Source organism: Flavobacterium salmonis (genome assembly GCF_903819435.1).
Lineage (GTDB): Bacteria > Bacteroidota > Bacteroidia > Flavobacteriales > Flavobacteriaceae > Flavobacterium > Flavobacterium chungangense.
On record NZ_CAIJDP010000068.1, the window covers coordinates 404,757 to 425,583 of the forward strand.

21 protein-coding genes are annotated in these 20,827 nt (G+C 34.0%); 15 read left to right on the top strand and 6 right to left on the bottom strand.

From position 1 onward, the window contains the following. The first annotated feature begins 160 nt into the window (after positions 1 to 160). The 5 genes from FLACHUCJ7_RS11880 to FLACHUCJ7_RS11900 all read left to right on the top strand — a co-directional run bounded on the left by FLACHUCJ7_RS11880 (position 161) and on the right by FLACHUCJ7_RS11900 (position 6,003). On the top strand, positions 161 to 538 hold the full coding sequence (locus FLACHUCJ7_RS11880) for a hypothetical protein (protein ID WP_223255383.1): 378 nt from the start codon (positions 161 to 163) through the stop codon (positions 536 to 538). A 95-nt stretch (positions 539 to 633) separates the two neighbouring features. Further along, entirely contained in the window at positions 634 to 2,793 is a 2,160-nt protein-coding gene (locus FLACHUCJ7_RS11885) for a TonB-dependent receptor (RefSeq protein WP_180909045.1), read from the top strand. A 93-nt stretch (positions 2,794 to 2,886) separates the two neighbouring features. After that, positions 2,887 to 4,485 (top strand): PepSY-associated TM helix domain-containing protein, encoded by a 1,599-nt coding sequence (locus FLACHUCJ7_RS11890; protein WP_180909046.1) that lies wholly within the window; start codon positions 2,887 to 2,889, stop codon positions 4,483 to 4,485. Between the two features lie 239 nt (positions 4,486 to 4,724). Then, on the top strand, positions 4,725 to 5,210 hold the full coding sequence (locus tag FLACHUCJ7_RS11895; RefSeq protein WP_180909047.1) for a hypothetical protein: 486 nt from the start codon (positions 4,725 to 4,727) through the stop codon (positions 5,208 to 5,210). Between the two features lie 64 nt (positions 5,211 to 5,274). Further along, positions 5,275 to 6,003 carry an LVIVD repeat-containing protein gene (locus FLACHUCJ7_RS11900; protein ID WP_078226091.1) on the top strand — a complete coding sequence of 243 codons (729 nt, stop codon included), beginning with the start codon at positions 5,275 to 5,277 and terminating at the stop codon, positions 6,001 to 6,003. On the opposite strand, the gene FLACHUCJ7_RS11905 is transcribed toward FLACHUCJ7_RS11900, so the two are convergent. Both FLACHUCJ7_RS11905 and FLACHUCJ7_RS11910 read right to left on the bottom strand, forming a co-directional pair. Then, positions 6,000 to 6,656, bottom strand: coding sequence for a TrmH family RNA methyltransferase (locus tag FLACHUCJ7_RS11905; RefSeq protein ID WP_078226090.1), 657 nt, complete (start codon positions 6,654 to 6,656; stop codon positions 6,000 to 6,002). The two genes, FLACHUCJ7_RS11900 and FLACHUCJ7_RS11905, sit on opposite strands and share 4 nt — an antisense overlap. A gap of 89 nt (positions 6,657 to 6,745) precedes the next feature. Further along, on the bottom strand, positions 6,746 to 7,189 hold the full coding sequence (locus FLACHUCJ7_RS11910; RefSeq protein WP_078226089.1) for a hypothetical protein: 444 nt from the start codon (positions 7,187 to 7,189) through the stop codon (positions 6,746 to 6,748). Positions 7,190 to 7,368: 179 nt separating this feature from the next. Here FLACHUCJ7_RS11910 and FLACHUCJ7_RS11915 point away from each other — a divergent pair, with 179 nt between their 5' ends. From FLACHUCJ7_RS11915 to FLACHUCJ7_RS11935, 5 genes are all read left to right on the top strand, one after another. Further along, complete coding sequence (locus FLACHUCJ7_RS11915) at positions 7,369 to 8,679, top strand: BNR repeat-containing protein (protein WP_180909048.1); 1,311 nt, start codon at positions 7,369 to 7,371, stop codon at positions 8,677 to 8,679. A 15-nt stretch (positions 8,680 to 8,694) separates the two neighbouring features. Next, on the top strand, positions 8,695 to 9,396 hold the full coding sequence (locus FLACHUCJ7_RS11920; protein WP_031456137.1) for an SIR2 family NAD-dependent protein deacylase: 702 nt from the start codon (positions 8,695 to 8,697) through the stop codon (positions 9,394 to 9,396). After that, positions 9,393 to 10,085, top strand: coding sequence for a sterol desaturase family protein (locus FLACHUCJ7_RS11925; RefSeq protein ID WP_180909049.1), 693 nt, complete (start codon positions 9,393 to 9,395; stop codon positions 10,083 to 10,085). Before FLACHUCJ7_RS11920 ends, FLACHUCJ7_RS11925 begins: the two co-directional genes overlap by 4 nt. Before the next feature lie 77 nt (positions 10,086 to 10,162). Beyond that, positions 10,163 to 11,509, top strand: a complete 1,347-nt coding sequence (gene purB / locus FLACHUCJ7_RS11930; protein ID WP_078226086.1) for an adenylosuccinate lyase — start codon at positions 10,163 to 10,165, stop codon at positions 11,507 to 11,509. 279 nt (positions 11,510 to 11,788) lie between these two features. Further along, entirely contained in the window at positions 11,789 to 14,026 is a 2,238-nt protein-coding gene (locus FLACHUCJ7_RS11935) for a cation:proton antiporter domain-containing protein (RefSeq protein ID WP_180909095.1), read from the top strand. Positions 14,027 to 14,150: 124 nt separating this feature from the next. Here the strand turns inward: FLACHUCJ7_RS11935 and FLACHUCJ7_RS11940 are convergent, their stop codons facing one another. Next, positions 14,151 to 14,789, bottom strand: a complete 639-nt coding sequence (locus FLACHUCJ7_RS11940) for a peroxiredoxin (protein WP_031456141.1) — start codon at positions 14,787 to 14,789, stop codon at positions 14,151 to 14,153. 108 nt (positions 14,790 to 14,897) lie between these two features. After that, complete coding sequence (locus FLACHUCJ7_RS11945; RefSeq protein WP_078226085.1) at positions 14,898 to 15,809, bottom strand: AEC family transporter; 912 nt, start codon at positions 15,807 to 15,809, stop codon at positions 14,898 to 14,900. A gap of 105 nt (positions 15,810 to 15,914) precedes the next feature. On the opposite strand from FLACHUCJ7_RS11945, the gene FLACHUCJ7_RS11950 reads away from it, so the two are divergent. The 5 genes from FLACHUCJ7_RS11950 (at position 15,915) to meaB (ending at position 19,499) form a co-directional block, all read left to right on the top strand. Further along, on the top strand, positions 15,915 to 16,481 hold the full coding sequence (locus FLACHUCJ7_RS11950; protein WP_078226084.1) for a Crp/Fnr family transcriptional regulator: 567 nt from the start codon (positions 15,915 to 15,917) through the stop codon (positions 16,479 to 16,481). Between the two features lie 60 nt (positions 16,482 to 16,541). Continuing rightward, a complete protein-coding gene (locus tag FLACHUCJ7_RS11955) occupies positions 16,542 to 17,030 on the top strand; it encodes a DoxX family protein (RefSeq protein WP_180909050.1) in 489 nt (162 codons plus the stop codon). A gap of 129 nt (positions 17,031 to 17,159) precedes the next feature. Beyond that, complete coding sequence (locus FLACHUCJ7_RS11960; protein WP_078226083.1) at positions 17,160 to 17,567, top strand: RrF2 family transcriptional regulator; 408 nt, start codon at positions 17,160 to 17,162, stop codon at positions 17,565 to 17,567. A 58-nt stretch (positions 17,568 to 17,625) separates the two neighbouring features. Further along, a complete protein-coding gene (locus FLACHUCJ7_RS11965; RefSeq protein ID WP_078226082.1) occupies positions 17,626 to 18,267 on the top strand; it encodes an NAD(P)-dependent oxidoreductase in 642 nt (213 codons plus the stop codon). Positions 18,268 to 18,410: 143 nt separating this feature from the next. After that, positions 18,411 to 19,499: a methylmalonyl Co-A mutase-associated GTPase MeaB gene (gene meaB, locus FLACHUCJ7_RS11970; protein WP_180909051.1), complete on the top strand. Its 1,089-nt coding sequence runs from the start codon at positions 18,411 to 18,413 to the stop codon at positions 19,497 to 19,499. 35 nt (positions 19,500 to 19,534) lie between these two features. On the opposite strand, the gene FLACHUCJ7_RS11975 is transcribed toward meaB, so the two are convergent. Both FLACHUCJ7_RS11975 and FLACHUCJ7_RS11980 read right to left on the bottom strand, forming a co-directional pair. Next, complete coding sequence (locus FLACHUCJ7_RS11975; protein ID WP_078226080.1) at positions 19,535 to 19,765, bottom strand: hypothetical protein; 231 nt, start codon at positions 19,763 to 19,765, stop codon at positions 19,535 to 19,537. A 143-nt stretch (positions 19,766 to 19,908) separates the two neighbouring features. Continuing rightward, a complete protein-coding gene (locus FLACHUCJ7_RS11980; RefSeq protein WP_180909052.1) occupies positions 19,909 to 20,700 on the bottom strand; it encodes a hypothetical protein in 792 nt (263 codons plus the stop codon). Positions 20,701 to 20,827: the final 127 nt, after the last annotated feature.

The window sequence follows — 20,827 nt, forward strand, 5'->3', positions numbered from 1 at the left end:
TTTCAATACAAACTGGAAACTGTGATTGCGACTAAACACTGAAAAATATCTCCGGCTACGTTTGTAATTGGAGATATTTTTTTTTGCAAAATGACAAAAAATCATACTATTTAAAAATAATAAAAATGTATTTTTGCAATCGAAAACAAAGAAACAGCTCTTGAAAAAGTTACTCATCATATTTCTTTCCTGTATGCTTTTAGTGCCATCATTTGGCAGTTTCTTCGTTTATACTTCATTTAAATTAAATCAGGAAGAAATTTCAAAAACGATTTGTGTACAGCGAAAAATGATCTTTAATTCGTGCAACGGCCGATGTGAACTTCAAAAAAGTCTGAAGAAATATGCCGACAACGAAAAAAAGATGCAAAACAACCTGAAAGAAAAAGGAGATGTTGTTTATATTAAAAATACACCTACAGCTAATTTTAAATTAGTTATACCTATCGCATCAGCAGCACAACTTTTTGCTTCTTTTGATGCGAAACCTATTTCGGTTTCCAATAGTACTTTTCATCCTCCATCCTATTTTATATAAGTTTTAGTACACTTTTCAATTCAAAACTGAAAAGATTTTTCTTGTCTCGATGTCAGGAAAATAACATGCTACTTTTAAAATTTATATAATTTAAAATGAAAAAAATATACTTTACCCTACTCATCATAGGGCAATGTGTTCTTGCACAAAATGAAGTGAAACAGGACACAATAAAATCTCAGGAACTCGAAAATGTCTTTATAACTGCTAATCGTACGGCAACTTTACGAAAAGAAACTCCTGTTGCCATCAGCAAATTGACTGCTAAAACTATTAACGAAGCCAAAGCAACTGCAGTTTATGAAATCATAAATAAAACGCCAGGTGTTTTAATGGTGAATTTAGGAAACGAACAGCATATGATGTCTATTCGTCAGCCTATGACAACCAATGCTTATTATTTATATCTGGAAGACGGCTTGCCAATTCGCCCAATGGGAATTTTCAATCACAATGCTTTATTAGAGATCAACCAGTTTAATCTTCAAAGTATTGAAGTTGTAAAAGGTCCGGTTTCTTCTTTGTACGGCCCGGAAGCGGTTGGCGGAACTATCAATCTAATTTCAATAAAACCAACTGTAGATCCCGAATTTAAGTTTGGAGTTCAGGCAGACAATTACGGTTACAGAAGATTTCAGGCTGCCGGAGGAGCAACAATTGGAAAAGTTGGTTTTCATATTGCCGGAATATCCAGTTTACAGGAAAACGGCTGGATGACTTACTCTGATTATAACAAAGACAATCTGAATGCGAGAATCGATTATAACATCTCCCCTTCTACCCGATTGATCAGTAATACCATGTACGGAAAATATTATTCAGACATGAGCGGAAGTGTTAATGAAGAAGCCTTTAACAATAGAACCTATAAAAGCACAACTGATTTTACTTACAGAAAATCTGATGCTTTACGAACAAGATTAACTTTAGAACACGATTGGAACGGCAATTCAAGCAGTTATATCACAGGATATCTGCGTGACAACAAATTAGGTCAAAATCCTTCATACGGAATCAAATGGAGCCAGACTGTAAATCCTACAACTGCAAAAGGTGAAATCAATTCGAATAATTTTAAAAGTTACGGTGCTATCGGACAACATACTCAAAAATTTAATTTCTTAAATGCCAAACTGGTTGCCGGAGCATTATATGATTATTCTCCCGTAACGTATTGGTCTTATGTAATTGATCTAAAAGCCAATCTAAATCCAGGAGAAGCCGGAAAACAAACCGTAAATTCTTATGAAATTATCGCAGAACATCCGGACTCAAAATTAGCAGATTATTCAGCAGATATTTTTAACACAGCTGGTTATGCACAATTGAGTTTTAATCTATTTGAAAAATTAGTTATCACGGTTGGTAGCCGTTACGACAACATGAAAGTGGATTACGAAAATGCTTTAGACAATTCTACCGGAAGCAAAGTTTATGATAAAATGACTTTTAAAGCCGGAGCCAATTACAATCCGTTTGAATTTGCAGGTCTTTATGGCAATTATTCACAAGGATTTGCACCTCCGGGAATCACTTCTATCTTCAGAACAAAACCTGGCACTGGAGGAACAACAGGCGTACCAGCTGACTTTTATTATAATCTCGAACCTGCAACTTTCAATAACTACGAAGTGGGCGGATGGCTTTCTTTCCTTCAGAATAAATTAAATTTTGATTATGCTTTCTATTATATGGAAGGAAAAAATGAGTTATTAAACATCAAACTTCCGGATAATTCTACTGATTATCGCTCGGCAGGAGAAACCCGTCATAAAGGAATTGAATTTGGAGTATCCTACCGCCCTTCAAAAGAATTTAATTTACGTCTTGGCGGAACTTATGCACAACATAACTATATTGACTTTAAACTTTCAGACAAACCATCTGATCCGATTCAGAATTTAAACGGAAAAGAAATGCCTGCAGCGCCAAGATGGTCCGGAAATTCAGAAATAAGTTATTACCCAGACTGGCTTCCCAACTTCAGAACTTCTATCGAATGGCAACATGTAGGCAGTTACTATCAGGATCAGATTAATACCGTAAAATATGATGGTTACAATTTATTCAATGCCAGAATTGGGTACCAATGGAAAAAAATTGAAATCTACGGAAATGTCATGAACCTAACCGATAAATTATACGCTTATAACGTTTCGAGAGCAAACACAACAGGGGCGCAGCCAACTTATACAGCAGCAGCACCAAGAACATTTGTATTCGGAATACAATATCATTTTTCACTAAAAAAATAAGTATTAGAAGCTAATCCCGCTCTACGCTATATCTTTTGTGGCGAACCCCGCCACAAAAGGATATCGCTTCGATCGGGGCTAAAAAACGGAACAATGAACAAAGAAATAACAGCCAAAAAATCTAAAAAGAAAGATTCGAAATTCATAAAAAAAATCAAACAGCACATGTACCAATGGCATCGTGTAATTGGTTTAATCACCATTATCCCTGTTATCTTCTGGACATTATCCGGTTTGATGCATCCGTTTATGGCGCATTTTTTCAAACCCGAAATCGCACATGATAAAATCGAACAGCAAATCATTCCTAAAAATCAACTGAAATTTTCTATTCAGGAAGTACTGAAGCAAAATTTTATCAAGGATTTCAAAAATTTCCGGATCGTTCAATTCAACAACAGCACTTATTATCAGGTAAAAATGATTGCCGGTGATTTACTGTATTTTGATACTTCAAATGCAAAAAAAATCGAAAATGGAGATCAAAAATATGCCGAATGGCTTTCAAGATATTTTTTGGATGATCAAAAAAGCGCTCTAAAAAACAGTGAAATTGTAACCGAATTTACTTCACAATACAAATATGTAAATCGCTATTTACCGGTTTACAAATTTACTTTTGATCGTGAAGATGAAATGCAGGTTTACGTTGAAACCTCATCTGGCAAACTCGCTACTTTCAATCCGGCTTCCAGACAATGGTTCATTTGGTTTTTTGATGTATTTCATAACTGGTCATTTATAGATGCTATTTCCAACAACAGCATCCGTATTATTACCATGATCTTACTCCTGTCCATAATTGGATTTTCTGCCCTGAGCGGTCTTCTGATTTATGGTTTACTTTGGAAACAATTCAAAAAAACGGATAGTTTAACTCCTAAAAAAGGGCTTAGAAAATACCATCGCCAAATTGGGATCTGGGTTTCACTTTTCACTTTGACTTTTGCTTTTAGCGGTGCGTATCATGCCACTACAAAATGGTCACCCTATACCTTATCCCAAATGGTTTACGAACCGACATTTTCAACCAAGGAAATTCCCAGAGCAAATAACAAGCTTGATTTAGACTGGAGCCGTTTTCAAAACATGAGTATTATTACACTAAACGACACTACTTATTATCGTTGTCAATTGGCTGAAAAAGAAACAAAAAGACACAAAAAACCAAAATTAGATTCTAAATGGAACAAAAAAGATGATAAAAAATCTGAAGTCGTTTACATCAACGCAACTACAAATAAAATTGCGCCAAACCTGGATTTAGAATATGCAGAATTTTTAGCTTATTATTTTACCGATGGGGCACCAAAAGCTTCGTGTTGCGAAATGATTGACACGTCAGAAGATGATTCTGAGCCTTCATTTGAAAATATAAAACTATTAGAATCAAAAGTTTTAACTGATTTTGAAAGCAGGGAATATGGTTTTGTAAACAAAAGACTGCCGGTAATAAAACTGGCTTATGATACACCTGAAAAAACAACTTATTTCATCGAAACTTCAACTTCACGATTGGCAGCTGTTGTTAAAAATGCTGATAAAGTGGAAGGATATTCGTTTGCAATTTTACATAAATTTTTATTCATGGACTGGGCAGGAAAAAACATTCGGGATCTGACCATGGTTTTGGCGGCATTAACCATACTAATTGTTAGTATACTTGGGTTTATTTTGTTTTTAAAGAAGTAGTACACAAATCGAGCGATGAAAAGGATGATTTAATTTATGCCAAACCAAGTTGAAAAAATTTAAGACAACACAAACAAACACCTGCAATTTTAAAAAAGTTGTAGGTGTTTTTATTTTACAAAAATTTATAAAATTCAAATTATTTGTTTAATTCAGATACTAACATTAAAAAAACATCAATAATTTCAAAATTGATAGAAAAATAACTCATTTTAGTTATCTTTATTAAAATAATTCATATGAAAAAATTATTACTTCTATTGTTAATTGCCTTTGTCTTTACTTCCTGTTTACGCCTTGAAAACAATTCCTGGGAAGAAAATCAATATAAACCAGTAGTCCTTCAAAGAAGTGTTTTTGAAAAATCTATTGTATTAGAGAATGCCCAAACTATTACAAAGTCTGGTAAAATTTATATAAAAGGTGATTTAATGTTTATTAATGATGTAAATAAAGGATTTCATGTTTACGATTATTCAGATCCTAAAAATCCTGTCCGTTTACAATTTATAAAAGCACCGGGAGCAACAGATCTTGCTATAATTGATGATGTTATTTACATTAATCAGGCTGTAGATTTGGTAACGATAAAGTACAATTCTGCCACAAAAAAAATTGACATTACGAATAGGAACAAAAATGTCTTTCCGCAAAAAAAATCACCAAATGGTTTTTCTGGAAATCCCCGTGAAAATGAAATCATAATTGACTGGAAAACTAACTAATCGATTTTATTATCAGTCCGCTATTCTAAAATTCAAATATCGAATTTTTAAACTACCACTTAAAATGAAAAAAATTATATCTTCATTAATTGTTTTATTTTTAATTAGCTGCTCCGATTCGGATTCATCAGGAAGTGGCGAAATTGGTCAGGGAGGTTCTCTTGCCGTTTTTGCTATAAAAGGAAATTATCTTTATAGTGTGGATGAAATGAAACTAAATGTTTTTTCTTTAATCGACAAAGAGAAACCGGTAAAAGTCAACGAAATTCCAATTGGTTTTAATATTGAAACCTTATTTTCTTATGGTGAAAATCTATATGTTGGATCCAGAAATGGAATGTTTATTTATTCTATCAAAAATCCTGAGAACCCTACTAAATTATCAGATGTCCAGCATTTTACTGCCTGCGACCCGGTAATAGCCAACAACACTCATTCTTTTGTAACTCTAAATTCAAATACTTTTTGTGGAAACAATATTAATGTCTTACAGGTCTATGACACAAAAGACCTTAAAAATCCAAAATTAATACATAGCAGAACATTAGCTCACCCTAAAGGAATTGGCTTTTTTAATACCGATTATTTATTGGTTTGCGACGACGTCATAAAAATATTTAATATTCAAAATCCTGCTGAACCCGTATTGGTTCATTCGATAGACAAAGAATGTTTTGATGTAATAATTAGAAATAATACTCTATTTGCAATTGGCAATAACGGAATTTATCATTACGAATTAAACTCCAACAACATAAAAGATGTAAAATTACTAAGCGAAATACATTTCTAATGCTCCTCGTAATAGCGAGCTTCAATCCGTTTAATATCTTTAATCGAATTTCTTGCCCAGGACAAACGTTTTTCTAAAATTTCTTGTTCTGATAATTGCCAATTGATATCTGAATTTCGTAATCTGTTGGTTAAATTCTGAATGATGATCGCTGCCGAAACCGAAATATTCAAACTCTCTGTAAAACCAACCATCGGAATCTTTAGAAAACCATCTGCTTTGTCTAATATTTCCTGAGAAAGTCCGTCGCGTTCTGTACCAAAAAACAATGCGCTAGGCTTTGTAATATCAAAATCTTCCAGCAGACAGTCATTTTCATGAGGTGTTGTTGCTATAATTTGATAACCCTGATTTTTTAAAGTTGAAATGCAAGTAGCAACCGAATCAAATTGATTGATATCAACCCATTTTTGAGCGCCCATAGCAATTTCTTTATCGATCTTTTTTCCGTAACGTTGCTCAATAACATTTAATTCCTGAATTCCGAAAACCTCACAACTGCGCATTACCGCACTCGTATTATGCATCTGAAAAACATCTTCAACAGCAATCGTGAAATGTTTGGTACGATTCGCCAAAACATTCAAAAATCTCTCTTTGCGGTTATCTGTTAATATATTTTCAAGAAATACGAGGTAATCTAAATCAATCATTTTGGTTTTGTTTGGCGCAAAAATAATAAAAAAATCAGGTAAGAAGATTATGCTTTTTGAGGTTTAAGAAATCAACTTAAAACCATAAATCAGTGAAAGTTTTCATCAAATAAAGGCAAAAAACCTTTTATCGATTCGTTACTCGTAAAAAATGCAATTTCGGTTAGTTTCATTCGTGTATAATCAGCAAAAGTTTTTATTATCATTATATTTTTCTTTTCATCATAATACCCCACAAGGTTCTCCCACTGTTTTACTTTAGTTGGCTCAAAATTTCCAATAAATTCGTTTCTCAATTCTTCAAATTGAGTATCAAGATACCCTACCGTTTTAGTAAAACTTACATCTAATAATAAAGAATCTTTTTTTGAAAATGAAAAATATGCGGTTTCTGAATCACTGATTAATTTCTTTTGAACAAAAGTTTTATCTGTAATTGTTTTTCCAAATTTATTCTGAACTTTATAATAATTGACTTTTAGCTGACCAAAAGAAAAATTACAAACTATTAGCAAAATCCATACTGTTTTCATTTTCTGATTTTAATGTGAAGCTAAAATAGCTATTGCCTTTTAAAAATTTCTTATTTGATTATATATGAAGTTCGAATCTTAATTTTCTTTAAGAATAAAACTGGTATGTTTTAATTCGTACTATTTCTAAAATCGGTTATTTTTACTAATTACTAACTACCTCATAAAAACAACCTTTAATGAACAAGCAATTTTATAAGAGCTTTTTTTGCACCTTATTCCTAACCCTTTTTGCCTGTGCAACAAAATCATCAAAAGAAATTCCAGTTGGATATGGCTGGAGCAATAATTCTGTTAATACCGTTAAATTCAGAAAAAATGCTGTAACTACTTTTAAAAATTTTCAGTTTACAGCATATTATGATGATAGTGGCGCATTAATTTTAGCCAAAAGAAAACTAAATACCAACTCATGGGAAATTTTAAAAACTGATTACTTCGGCAATGCAAAAGACGCTCATAACAGCATTAGTATTGCTGTAGACGGAGATGGCTTTTTACATGTAAGCTGGGATCATCATGACACCAGACTGCGATATGCGAAAAGTAAATTACCGCTAAGTTTAGATTTAGGTAATGAAGAATCAATGACCAATATTGCAGAAGAAAAAGTAACGTATCCTGAATTTTACAATCTACCTAACGGGAATTTATTGTTTTTTTATCGTTCGGGTTCTTCGGGAAGAGGAAATATGATTATTAATTCCTATTCTTTGAAAGACAAAAAATGGTCACAAATTCAAAGCAATTTATTAAACGGCGAAGATAAAAGAAGTGCTTACTGGCAGGCAAAAGTAGATGAAAAAGGCACAATACATCTGTCCTGGGTCTGGAGAGAAAGCTGGGATGTTTCGACGAATCACGACATCTGTTATGCCCGCTCTTTTGATGGCGGTTTGACTTGGGAAAAATCAAATGGAGAAAAATACAATTTACCCATAACTGTCGCATCTGCAGAAATTGCCTGGAAAATTCCGGAAAAATCGAGTTTAATCAACCAAACTTCGATAACGGCAGATAAAAACGGAAATCCTTATATTGCGAATTATTGGAGTGAAAACAATATTCCGCAATTTCAGATTGTTTATTTAGAAAATGGTAGCTGGAAAAAATCGAATACAGGTTTCAGACAAACTTCTTTTTATTTAGGCGGCGGCGGCACCAAAAAAATCCCGATTTCAAGACCCGATTTATTGATTAAAGAAGAAGGGAAAAATCGTTATTTGTACCTTCTTTTTAGAGATAGCGAAAGAGAAAACAAAGTTTCAATGGCTTACACAAATTTAAGCGAAGACAGTAATTGGAAAGTAACAGATTTAACCACAACCTCAATACGCGAATGGGAACCTAATTATGATATTTCACTTTGGGAAAAGCAAAAAAAACTTCATATCTTTCTTCAGAATGTAAATCAGGTTGATGGCGAAGGTCTGGTAAAATCAGAACCGACAATGGTGCGAATACTAGAAGTGAATCAATTACCAAAATAATTGCAATACAACAAAATGAAAAAGAAATTAGTGGTACTAACCGGAGCCGGAATAAGTGCTGAAAGCGGCATCAAAACATTTCGTGACAGTGACGGATTATGGGAAGGTCATGACGTAATGGAAGTAGCAACTCCCGAAGGATGGCATAAAAATCAGGAACTGGTTTTGGATTTTTACAATAAAAGACGACAACAGCTTAAAGAAGTCGAGCCAAATTTAGGACACAAAATTTTAGCCGAATTAGAAAAAGATTTTGATGTTTATATCATCACTCAAAATGTTGATGATTTACACGAAAGAGCCGGAAGTTCCAAAGTTTTACATTTGCATGGAGAATTACTAAAAGTCAGAAGTACCAAAAATCGGGATTTGATTTTAGACTGGACAGAGGATTTAGCAACCGGAGATCTGGATGAAAACGGACACCAGCTCCGCCCGCATATTGTGTGGTTTGGCGAAGATGTTCCGGCACTTGAAGAAGCCATTGCCATAACGGAGACCGCTGATTATTTTGCCGTAATCGGAACTTCTCTTCAGGTTTATCCTGCTGCAGGGTTAATCAGTTACACCTATAGCATTACGCCAGTTTTCTACATTGATCCGAAGCCAATTGCAATTCCAAATATTAGAAACAAGGTTGAAACAATCGCAAAATTTGCTTCAGAAGGAGTAGCTGATTTGAGAGAAAAATTATTGAATTTAGAAAAGACAAAATGATTTTTGAAAGCTGGCTGCAAGAGTTATCCCAATTTAATCTGGCTTCTGTGACTGTTTTTTTTCTGATTGAAAACTTGGTTTTAATCTATATTTCAGTTTTAATCGGAAGAATAATTGAGCCTGAAAATACCGTTTTAAAAAAGTCAGACCGCAAATGGGTCTTTTCGACCCTGATTTGCAATACGTTTATAACAATATTGGGGTTCGAATTGTACCTTTTAGGAATCTTAAAAATAGATTTTTCAGCATCAATTGCATCTCTATTCTTTGATACATTACTGCTGATCATTTTGATGGACTTTTTTATGTTCTGCTTTCATTTTCTGGCGCATCGCTTAAAATGGTTCAACCCAATTCACAAGCTTCATCACACCCATGTTGACACTAATGTTTATAGTCTTTATGTCCTTCATCCAATTGAAACTTTAGGATTCGGTTTTATCTGGCTGTTTTTAATTACGCTTTTAAAGTTAAATTATTTGAGCATCATTATTTACCTCATTTTAAATTTATCGTACGGAATATTTGGTCATTTAAAGACAGATATATTTCCGGATTTTTGGTACAGAAATGCTTTTACAAAATGGATTTCGACTACAAAATTTCATAATGACCATCATAAAAATGAATCCCGTAATTATGGTTTCTATTTCACTATTTGGGATAAAATTTTCAAAACCATAATTTAAACCATAATATAGCTTCAGTAATTTTCAGAAGTTTTAACAATACCTTATATTTGCACCTTTCGAAAAACAACATAACGATGACTACTCTAAACGAATTGAATGCTATATCCCCAATTGACGGAAGATATAGAAGTAAAACCCAAAATTTAGCACCTTTCTTCTCTGAAGAAGCTTTAATAAAATATCGTGTATTAGTTGAAGTTGAATACTTTATTGCTTTATGTGAAATTCCACTACCACAATTACAGGGCATTAATTCAGATTTATTTGAAAGTCTTCGTAATATCTACAAGAGTTTCTCTACTGAAGATGCGCTTTGGATTAAAGAAACTGAAAAAGTAACCAACCACGACGTAAAAGCGGTTGAATATTTTATCAAAGATGCTTTTGAAAAATTAGGTTTGTCACAATACAAAGAGTTCATTCACTTCGGATTGACATCTCAGGATATTAACAATACTGCTATCCCGCTTTCTACAAAAGAAGCTTTTGAAAAGGTTTACATGCCTTCTTTAATTTCTTTGATTTCTAAATTGAAAGAATTAAGTGTTGAATGGGCAGCTATTCCGATGCTGGCACGTACACATGGGCAGCCTGCCTCTCCTACCCGTTTGGGAAAAGAAATTTTGGTTTTTGTAGAGCGTTTAGAAGAGCAGATGCGTTTGTTGTTCAACATTCCGTTTGCAGCAAAATTTGGTGGTGCAACAGGAAACTTCAACGCACATCATGTAGCTTACCCACAAATTGACTGGAAACAATTCGGAACTAAATTCGTAGAAACCGGTTTAGGTCTACAACATTCATTTCCAACTACTCAAATTGAACATTACGATCATTTTGCTGCTTTTTTTGACGGCTTAAAAAGAATCAACAATATCATTATCGACTTAGATCGTGATATCTGGACGTATGTTTCAATGGATTATTTCAAGCAAAAAATCAAAGAAGGTGAAATTGGTTCATCGGCAATGCCACATAAAGTAAACCCTATTGATTTTGAAAACTCAGAAGGAAACTTAGGAATTGCAAATGCTATTTTCGAACATTTGGCTGCTAAGCTACCAATCTCAAGATTACAGCGTGATTTAACTGACAGTACTGTTTTAAGAAATATTGGAGTTCCTGTAGGACACACAATCATTGCTTTTGAAGCGACTTTGAAAGGCTTGAACAAGTTACTTTTAAACGAAAGTAAATTTGCCGAAGATTTGGAACGAAACTGGGCAGTTGTGGCTGAAGCAATTCAGACTATTTTACGTCGCGAAGCGTATCCAAATCCGTATGAAGCTTTAAAAGGGTTAACCAGAACCAATGAAGCTATTGATAAGAATGCAATTCATAATTTTATTGCAACTTTAGAAGTTTCTGATTCTGTCAGAGCAGAATTAATGCAGATAACTCCTAGTAATTACACAGGAATTTAAAGAAAACCTAAAATATTTTGTCAAAAAAAGCTATCTTTATCGGGATAGCTTTTTTTATTTAATACGGAATCTAGTCCAGATTACTTCACTTAACTTTTATTTTTATAGGAGTTCAGTAAATTCCATTTTAAATGAAAAGCCTTTTGTAAAAAAACATATTTTTTTTAGATACAGAGCGCCCAACGGAAGCTCCTGGAGCTGTTTAAAAATAGGTGTTTTGAACAAAAGCTTGGAATGGAAATCTGGATTAAGCTCCTGAAAAAAATACCGCCTTTTTATATGATTGCCTTAACCGCCACTGCCGAAACTACACACCACTTACAACCTTTAATTAGTGATCTGGGATTAATCCTGATGACTGCCGGAATTGCTGTACTTATTTTTAAAAAAATGAAACAGCCATTGGTTTTGGGATACCTGATTGCAGGCTTTTTAGCCGGAAACCATTTTGACTTTTTTCCTTCGATAACTGATATGAAAAGTGTTGAAGTCTGGGCTGAAATTGGAGTTATCTTTTTACTTTTTAGTTTGGGACTCGAATTTAGTTTTAAAAAGCTAATGAAGGTTGGCGGAACCTCATCTGTCACTGCTATAACGCAGATTGCATTCATGACACTCATTGGTTATTGTGTTGGACAATGGATGGGTTGGGGAAAAATGGACAGTATTTTTCTTGGGGCGACGCTTTCGATTTCTTCTACAACAATTATCATCAGAGCGTTTGACGAATTAGGTGTTAAAGGAAAAAAATTCGTTGGAATTGTTTTCGGAGCTCTGATTGTTGAGGATATTGTTGCGATTTTAATGCTTGTTTTGTTATCTACTATCGCTGTAAGTAATGAAGTATCAGGTGGAGAACTATTACAATCTGTCTTAAAGCTAATTTTCTTTTTAATTATTTGGTTTTTGGGCGGAATCTTTATTATTCCAACCATTCTAAAAAAAACCAAACATCTTTTAACAGATGAAATGCTGCTCATCATTTCACTGGCCATGTGTTTGATGATGGTGATTTTTGCTGCAAATGTTGGATTTTCTCCTGCTCTTGGGGCTTTTATAATGGGTTCTATTATTGCAGAAACTACTCAGGCAGAAAAAATTGAACATTTGATTCAGCCTGTAAAAGACTTATTTGGAGCCGTTTTCTTTGTATCTGTAGGGATGTTAATTAATCCGGTAACATTAGTTGATTTTGCACTTCCTGTTTTGATTATCACGCTGGTAACTATTTTTGGAAAAGCATTCAGTTCTTCATTTGGCGCATTATTATCAGGCCAGCCTTTGAAACAATCTGTACAAACGGGAATGAGTCTGGCGCAAATTGGAGAATTCTCTTTTATCATCGCCACACTTGGCATGACACTTAAAGTCACAAGCGGTTTCCTGTATCCTATAATTGTAGCCGTTTCTGCCATTACAACCTTTACCACACCTTTTTTAATTAAATATTCTGAATCGTTTGCGCTAGCTTTAGAACAAAAAATGCCGAAAAAATGGGTAAAAAACATTAACCGTTACAGTGTAAATGCTCAGGCAATTAAATCCGTAAGTACCTGGCAGATTGTGCTGCGCTCTTCGATAACCCAAATTATTCTTCATACTATAATCATTACTGCAATTGTTTTATTATCATCCAAATTTGTAGCGCCTTTAGTAGCCGATACACGTTTCGGAAATACATTGGCAGCTTTATTAACTTTGGTTATAATCGCTCCGTTTTTATGGGCACTTTCACTTCGTCGTGTCAAAGTTGAAGAGGTTGAAAGATTATGGGAAGAACGCAAATATCGCGGGGCTCTCTTGATGCTTATTTTAATTAGAATGAGTTTGGGATTATTTTTCGTTGGATTTTTACTGAATATTTTCTTCTCTCCCCTAGTCGCTTTTATTGCATTGATAATTGCGATTGTAGCTTACCAAATTTTTCCTAAAAAATTAAACGAACAATATCATAAAATCGAAAATCACTTTTTGAAGAATTTAAATGACCGCGAAAACAAAAAGATAGACAGAAGATATGCCAACTTAATGCCCTGGGACGGTCATATGTCTATTTTTGATATTGGAAAAGAATCGAACCTTGCCGGAAAAACATTAGAAGAATTACGCATTAGAGAATCAATGGGAATTAATATTGCGTACATCAGACGTGGAGAAGTCACAATTTCGATTCCGACTAAAACCGAACGTTTATTTCCGGGCGATGAAATTTCAGTAATTGGTACCGATGCCCAAATTACTGAGTTTACTAATTATTTGAACCAGAATGAAATTGAAGCTGCTAAAAATGTAGAAGAATCTGAAGTCGTACTGCGTCAGCTGGAACTTTCTAATGAGGACTTCATGGAAAAAAGCATTGGTCAGTTTAGAGGAAAAACCGGGGGAATGGTGGTTGGAATCGAAAGAAACGGAAACCGAATCCTAAATCCTGAGTCCAGTTTGATTTTACAGCAAAATGATATTATCTGGGTAGTTGGTGACAAGAAAAAGATGACTGAGTTGCTAAAAACCCGCTAAGAAGCTCAGATACTAAGTTGCTAAGTTTTTCCTAATGACAATAAACTTATAAGGTGCTAATTTTCCAATATTATGATCTTGGAAAATTAACACCTTAGTATCTTAGAAGCTCAAAAAAAAAAGCTTATTTATTTGGCTGTGGTGTCAAACGTAAATACGGTTTGATTGGTGTATGTCCTTTTGGGAATTTTGCCGGAATATCACTATCCGGAACTGCCGGTGAAATCACCACATCCTGACCATCTTTCCAGTTAGCCGGAGTTGCCACACTATAATTTGCCGTTAACTGTAAACTATCTATTACACGAAGTAACTCATCGAAATTCCTTCCTGTAGAAGCCGGATACGTTAAGGTAAGTTTGATTTTTTTATCAGATCCAATTACAAAAACAGAGCGCACTGTAAATTTATCGCTTGCATTTGGGTGCAGCATATCGTATAAATTAGCTACTTTTTTATCTTCGTCAGCAATAATTGGAAAATTAACTGTTGTATTTTGAGTTTCGTTAATGTCTTTGATCCACTCTAAATGTGACTGTAAACCGTCTACACTCAAAGCGATAACCTTTGTATTTCTTTTGGTAAATTCCGGAACATAATTCGCTACTGTTCCTAATTCAGTTGTACAAACAGGGGTAAAATCTGCAGGATGCGAAAATAAAACACCCCATGAATCTCCCAACCATTCATGAAAATTAATAGTTCCCTGTGTAGTTTCTGCCTGAAAATCCGGAGCTATATCGCCTAATCTTAATGTTGACATAATTATATTTTTTAGTTCCTCTAAAATTAACTAAAAAATACATTCAGAATACAATCATTATTTAAAAATTAGTTAAAATTCTATTTTCCCTATATAATTAATTCATAATCAAATTAAACTGACAATAAAGTACCAAATTGCAAGGGTTAGGAAAGAAACCGGAATCCCAAAACCAATCATCATGCTGCTTAATTTTGGTTTCAAACCATAAGTCGAAGCCAGAATCGCACCCGTAATCATGGGTGCCATAGCAGTTTCCATTATTGTAATTTTTATAGGTTCAGAATGCTGTTTGAAAATAAAAACGTATAAAACTAAAAGGACAAACGGAACCAGAATAAGTTTGAAGAAAAGTCCCAGACGTAAAAATTTCCAATGTTGGCTTTTACGATCAAAACTCAACTGTAATCCTACCGATAATAAAGCAAGCGGGGTTACAAAACTTCCTATTTTCAATAAAATAGATTGAATATTCAAATCTAAATCGTAGTCATATACATTCATTAAACAGGCCAGAACAAACATGATGAACGGAGGAAATAAGAGTATCTTCCTGATGATGCTCAACGTATCGGGACTCCCTTTAGAATAAAAAGCAGCTACAAAAACCCCTAATGTTGAAACCACTACAAATGTTCCGGGCTGATCTACCAAAACTGCTGTTTCTAATCCTTTTTTCCCAAACAAAGCTTCAATTATAGGATAACCTAAAAATGATGAATTGCTTAATCCTGCAGTTAAAATCAAACAGCCAATGAGTTTATTGGACCATTTTAATTTCTTTCCTAAAAAATGAAAAAACACAAATGCCAGAATAAAAGTAATCCAGCCCGCTCCTATTGGAAACAATAATTCATTGCTCCATTTAATTTTCGGAATATGATATAAGGTGATGGCAGGAAGACATAAATAAATGACAATTTTGTTTAAAACCTTGTAAGTATTAGACGGAAAACCTTTCACTTTTTGCAAAAGCAATCCTAAAAATAAAAAGAAGAATATTAAAATAAAGTTGTTCATATCAAAGCTTGAGCACAAAAGTAGGGATTTATTAACTGTTGAGTTGAACAAATTATAGCACTTCTTTAAGTTTTTTGTTACTTTTAATATATAACTCTAAAAGTAATGCAGCAAATAAGAGACAATTTAGAACGAATGGCAAAACTCTCTGATGAAGACTGGAATACCTTTTCCTCAAAACTCACCCGTCAGGAATTTCCAAAGAAAACAACCATACTTAAAACCGGTCATGTTGAAAATTATCTTTCTTTTGTAGAAAAAGGAATCGTTAGATATTATGTCCCCTCTGAAAACAAAGACCTCACATTTACTTTTGGATTTGATGGCGAATTTGTAAGTGGTTATGATTCATTCATTACCAGATTACCCGCAAACTACACCGTAGAAGCTCTTGTAGACACAATACTTTGGCGTATCTCTTACAATGATCTCCAAGACATTTATACCGTGACCAAAATTGGTAATACAATCGGCAGATTAGCAAGCGAGGGATTATTTCTAAAAAAATCAAAAAGAGAACTGTCATTACTGAACGAGTCAGCAGAACAACGATATCGTAATTTATTCACAGAACAACCTCAATTAATTCAAAAAATACCCCAAAAATACCTTGCATCCTATATTGGTATTACTCCACAAGCTTTAAGCCGAATACGAAAACGCATTTATTAACCCAAGTTCATTGTTTTAGGTTTCATTAGTATGCAACTTTGTATCATAAATCAAAAAGATATGGAAACCTTAATTGTGCTCTTTGGAGTTTTTACACTAACACTACTTACTATTTGGCTTACAACCAAACGCCTTGAATTTAGATTTTCAGGCAGAGTTGCTATGGCACTCATGCTGGTATTTACAGCTGTAGGTCATTTTGTTTTTACGAAAGGAATGACAATGATGATTCCTTTTCTACCCTTGCCAAATGTAATTGTCATTTTTACAGGAGTTATAGAGTTAATTGCAGCAATTGGACTACTGTTCCGCAATACCAAAGTCCTAACGGGGAAACTGCTTATTTTATTTTTCATCTTACTGTTCCCTGCTAATATTTATGCCGCAATTCACCACATTAACTTGCAAACTGCCGACTATACAGGCAAAGGCATATCGTATTTATGGATTAGAATACCTATGCAGCTTCTTTTTATTACCTGGGCATATTTTTCGACTATAAATCAATCAAAAATCAAAATAGTCAATCAGGGAAATGTACATCCTTAAAAATGAACGATTTACCCATTTTAGCTTTAGTTTCAATTTGTAGTTTTTAACTGTTATAAATTAATTTTTAGTTAAAATTAGTTTTTGTACTATAAAATGGCTTAAATTTGTAATATATTTTATTACAGTATGCTGTCAGGTAAATTTGCCATCTCGGTTCACATTCTTACTTTACTCACTAAATTTCCGAATGATTATTTGTCATCAGAGTTTATTGCAGGAAGTATGAACCTGAACCCTGTTTTGGTCCGAAAAGAAATTGCAAACCTAAAAGCACATCATATTGTAGAAAGCAAAGAAGGCAAAAATGGAGGGACAAAATTATCTAAAGCAGCTTCAAATATAACTTTAAAAGAAATATTTGAAATGACTTTTGAGAATATCGGTTTGGGTTATGCTAAAAATCAGCCTAATCCGGATTGTCCTGTTGGAAAAAAAATCAATCAGAATCTCGATGCATTATACGTAGAAATGAATCAGAAAGTCTGTGAGCAATTAGAAAACATTTCTCTGGAAGATTTTTCGACCCAATTTTAAAAACCATTTTTTTAACTAAAACTGTAACTTTTTTTATTACTAAATAAATTTATATACTATGAAAATCGCAATTATTGGAGCTACAGGCTTCGTTGGAACAGCTATTTTAAATGAATTGGCAGACAGAAAACACGAAATTACAGCAATAGCCAGAACACCAAAAGACACCACAAATGCAACCTGGATCGCAGCAGATGTTTATGATGTTGACTCATTGGCAGAAACTTTAAAAGGTCATGATGTTGTAGTGAATGCATTTAATCCGGGTTGGACAAATCCAAACATTTATGATGATTCCATTAGAGGATCAAAAGCAATCCAGGCTGCTGTAAAACAATCTGGCGTAAAACGTTTCATCACAATTGGAGGTGCCGGCAGCTTATTTGTGGCACCGGGTTTACAAGCAATTGACACTCCTGATTTCCCGAAAGAAATTTTTGATGGTGCAAATGCAGCGAGACATTATTTAGAAATTATAAAAGAAGAAAAAGAACTGGATTGGGCATTTTTTAGTCCTGCTTTTGAAATGCATCAGGGAACCAAAACCGGAAGAACAGGAAAATACCGTTTAGGTCTGGAAAACCCTGTTTTTAATGATGAACAAAGAAGCATTTTATCTGTAGAAGATTTAGCGGTTGTGATTGCTGATGAAATCGAAACTCCAAAACACCATCAGGTTAGATTTACTGCTGGGTATTAATCAAATACAGATTTCACAAATTAGCATGAATTTAAAAGTGAGACAACTAATTCGTGTTTTAACAAAAAACAGTTTCCTAGGCAATTTTCTGCTTTTGAAACTGTTTTTGTTTTCAGTACTTTTACCATTCTAAAAAATGTGTTTTGTCAAGTTCAAATAAGCAGGCCGACAGTTTAAACGAAAAGGCTGGAATTTCATCTCCCGAAATCACCAATGCTTCGGCAATCAGCCAAATTAAAAACAAACGCAGGCAACAGCCATCCGCTGACGAATTGATTTCAGGAATACTTTCCGGAAACCGAACAGCTCTAAGCCGTGCTATTACTTTAATCGAAAGCACAAATCCGGAACATACTGAAAAAGCAAATGAGGTTATTAAAGGATGTCTGCCTAAAGCTAATAAATCCATCCGAATAGGAATTACAGGTGTTCCGGGTGTTGGAAAAAGCACTTTTATTGAGGCTTTTGGAACTTTCCTGACGCAATTAGGAAAAAAAGTCGCCGTTTTAGCGGTAGATCCAAGCAGTTCTCTTTCTCACGGCAGTATTTTAGGGGATAAAACCCGAATGGAAGAATTGGTAAAAGATGAAAATGCTTTTATAAGACCAAGTGCTTCCGGCGAAACTTTAGGTGGTGTGGCTAGAAAAACCCGTGAGTCTATTATCCTTTGTGAAGCTGCAGGTTTTGATACAATTATTATTGAAACGGTTGGTGTTGGTCAAAGCGAAACAGCCGTTCACAGTATGGTTGACTTCTTTTTATTACTCAAAATTTCCGGTGCCGGTGATGAACTTCAGGGAATCAAACGTGGTATTATGGAAATGGCTGATGCAATTGTAATCAACAAGGCTGACGGAGACAATATCAAAAAAGCAAATTTGGCCAAAGTTGAATTTAACAGAGCCTTGCATTTATTTCCTTCCAAAAAATCAACCTGGCGGCCAAAAGTTACAACTTGCAGCGCCATAATTAAAGATGGTATTTCAGAAGTCTGGGAAACGATTTCTGAATATTTTGAAATAACTCATGAAAATGGCTTCTTTCAGGAGAAAAGAAAAGAACAAAATCAATTCTGGATGATGGAAACCATCAATGAACAGTTGAAATCAAATTTTTACAATCAGCCTGAAATTATTTCACAATTGGACCAAATTAAAAAAGCGGTACAAAATAATGAAATATCACCTTTTGCAGCCGCTCAGTTATTATTGGACAAGTATAAAAAAATGTAACCTTTTCTATTTTTCGTATAGAAAATTTTATTTTTTCAACGGATATTCCCTACAGAATTTTTAGCAGTATCGTGTTTCGTTTTCAGACGTCTTTTATCTAATGCAACACCAGCTTGAGTCTGTGTTTCTAATGTAGTTCTCAACTCTGAAGCCGAATTTGATTTAACTGTTTTTTCTTTTACATTTTTACTATCCTGAGCTTTTACGTTTGTTAAGCAGCACAATACGAATGCTGTTGTAAAAATTACTGTTTTAAAATTTTTCATGATGATTAAGTTTTAATATTTTAAAATAGATAAACAAAGCTCCTTTTTTGTTACCCCTGTTGGAAGAAAAATATTTGTTTTTAAAATAAAAAAAGCTGCAAAAAGAAAAATAGTACCTTTTGCAGCTCCAAGGATTATTTGTTTTAACGAATATTGCCAACGGAATTTTTAGCTGTATCGTGTTTGGTTTTCAAAACACCTTTTTCTATTGTAAAAGCCATTCTGACCTGAGTTTTTAAAGTATCTTTTAGTCCCGAAGTTGCTTTTTCGACAACAACGAAACTCAATTCATATTCGCCATCTGCCAGGTCAAACACCGTTTGATTTTGGTTATCCTGAATTTTTAAAATAGTATTTTCAGAATCAGGTGTTTGTGCCTTTCCAGTACGAGCATAAGAAGCTGCTGCCGCTCCTCCTCCAGCTCCAGCTAAATTGCCAACACTGGAAACCGCAACCGAAATAATAGAACCACCCGGCATAGCACCTCCCAATAAAGAAGCTCCCTGAGACACAGCATTCCCAGCCGCATGCAAACCCTGATTGACTTTTTCGCCAAAAGTCGCGACTTCACTTTTGCTCAGTTCGGTTATACTTTTATTTGCTGTATTGACTTTGTATCCTTCACTTGAAGAAAATAAAACGATACATCCTCCTTCTACTAATGTTACATTTATTTTACCTGAATTTACTTTCTCTCCAAAAGTTGCTCCCTGGGTTTGTTTGGCAACCGTAACATTCATCGAAATCCTGTTTGGCATTCCATTATTTATGCCATTTATACTGCTTTTTTGTGCAGATACATCCAAAGTGCTTTCTGAAACCGAACCGGATTTAATCGCTTTTTCCTTAACAACTTTACCTTCCTGTGCTTTTACATTTGCTAAACAACATATTATAAATACTGCTGTAAAAGTGATTGTTTTAAGATTTTTCATATCGATTTAGTTTTAATCATTTATAAACAGATAAACAAAACTCATTTTTTGTTACCTCATTTTGCCTTCATAGAAACACATCATAAGAAACTAAAAATCAAACCATTAAAGTTACGACAATTTCACA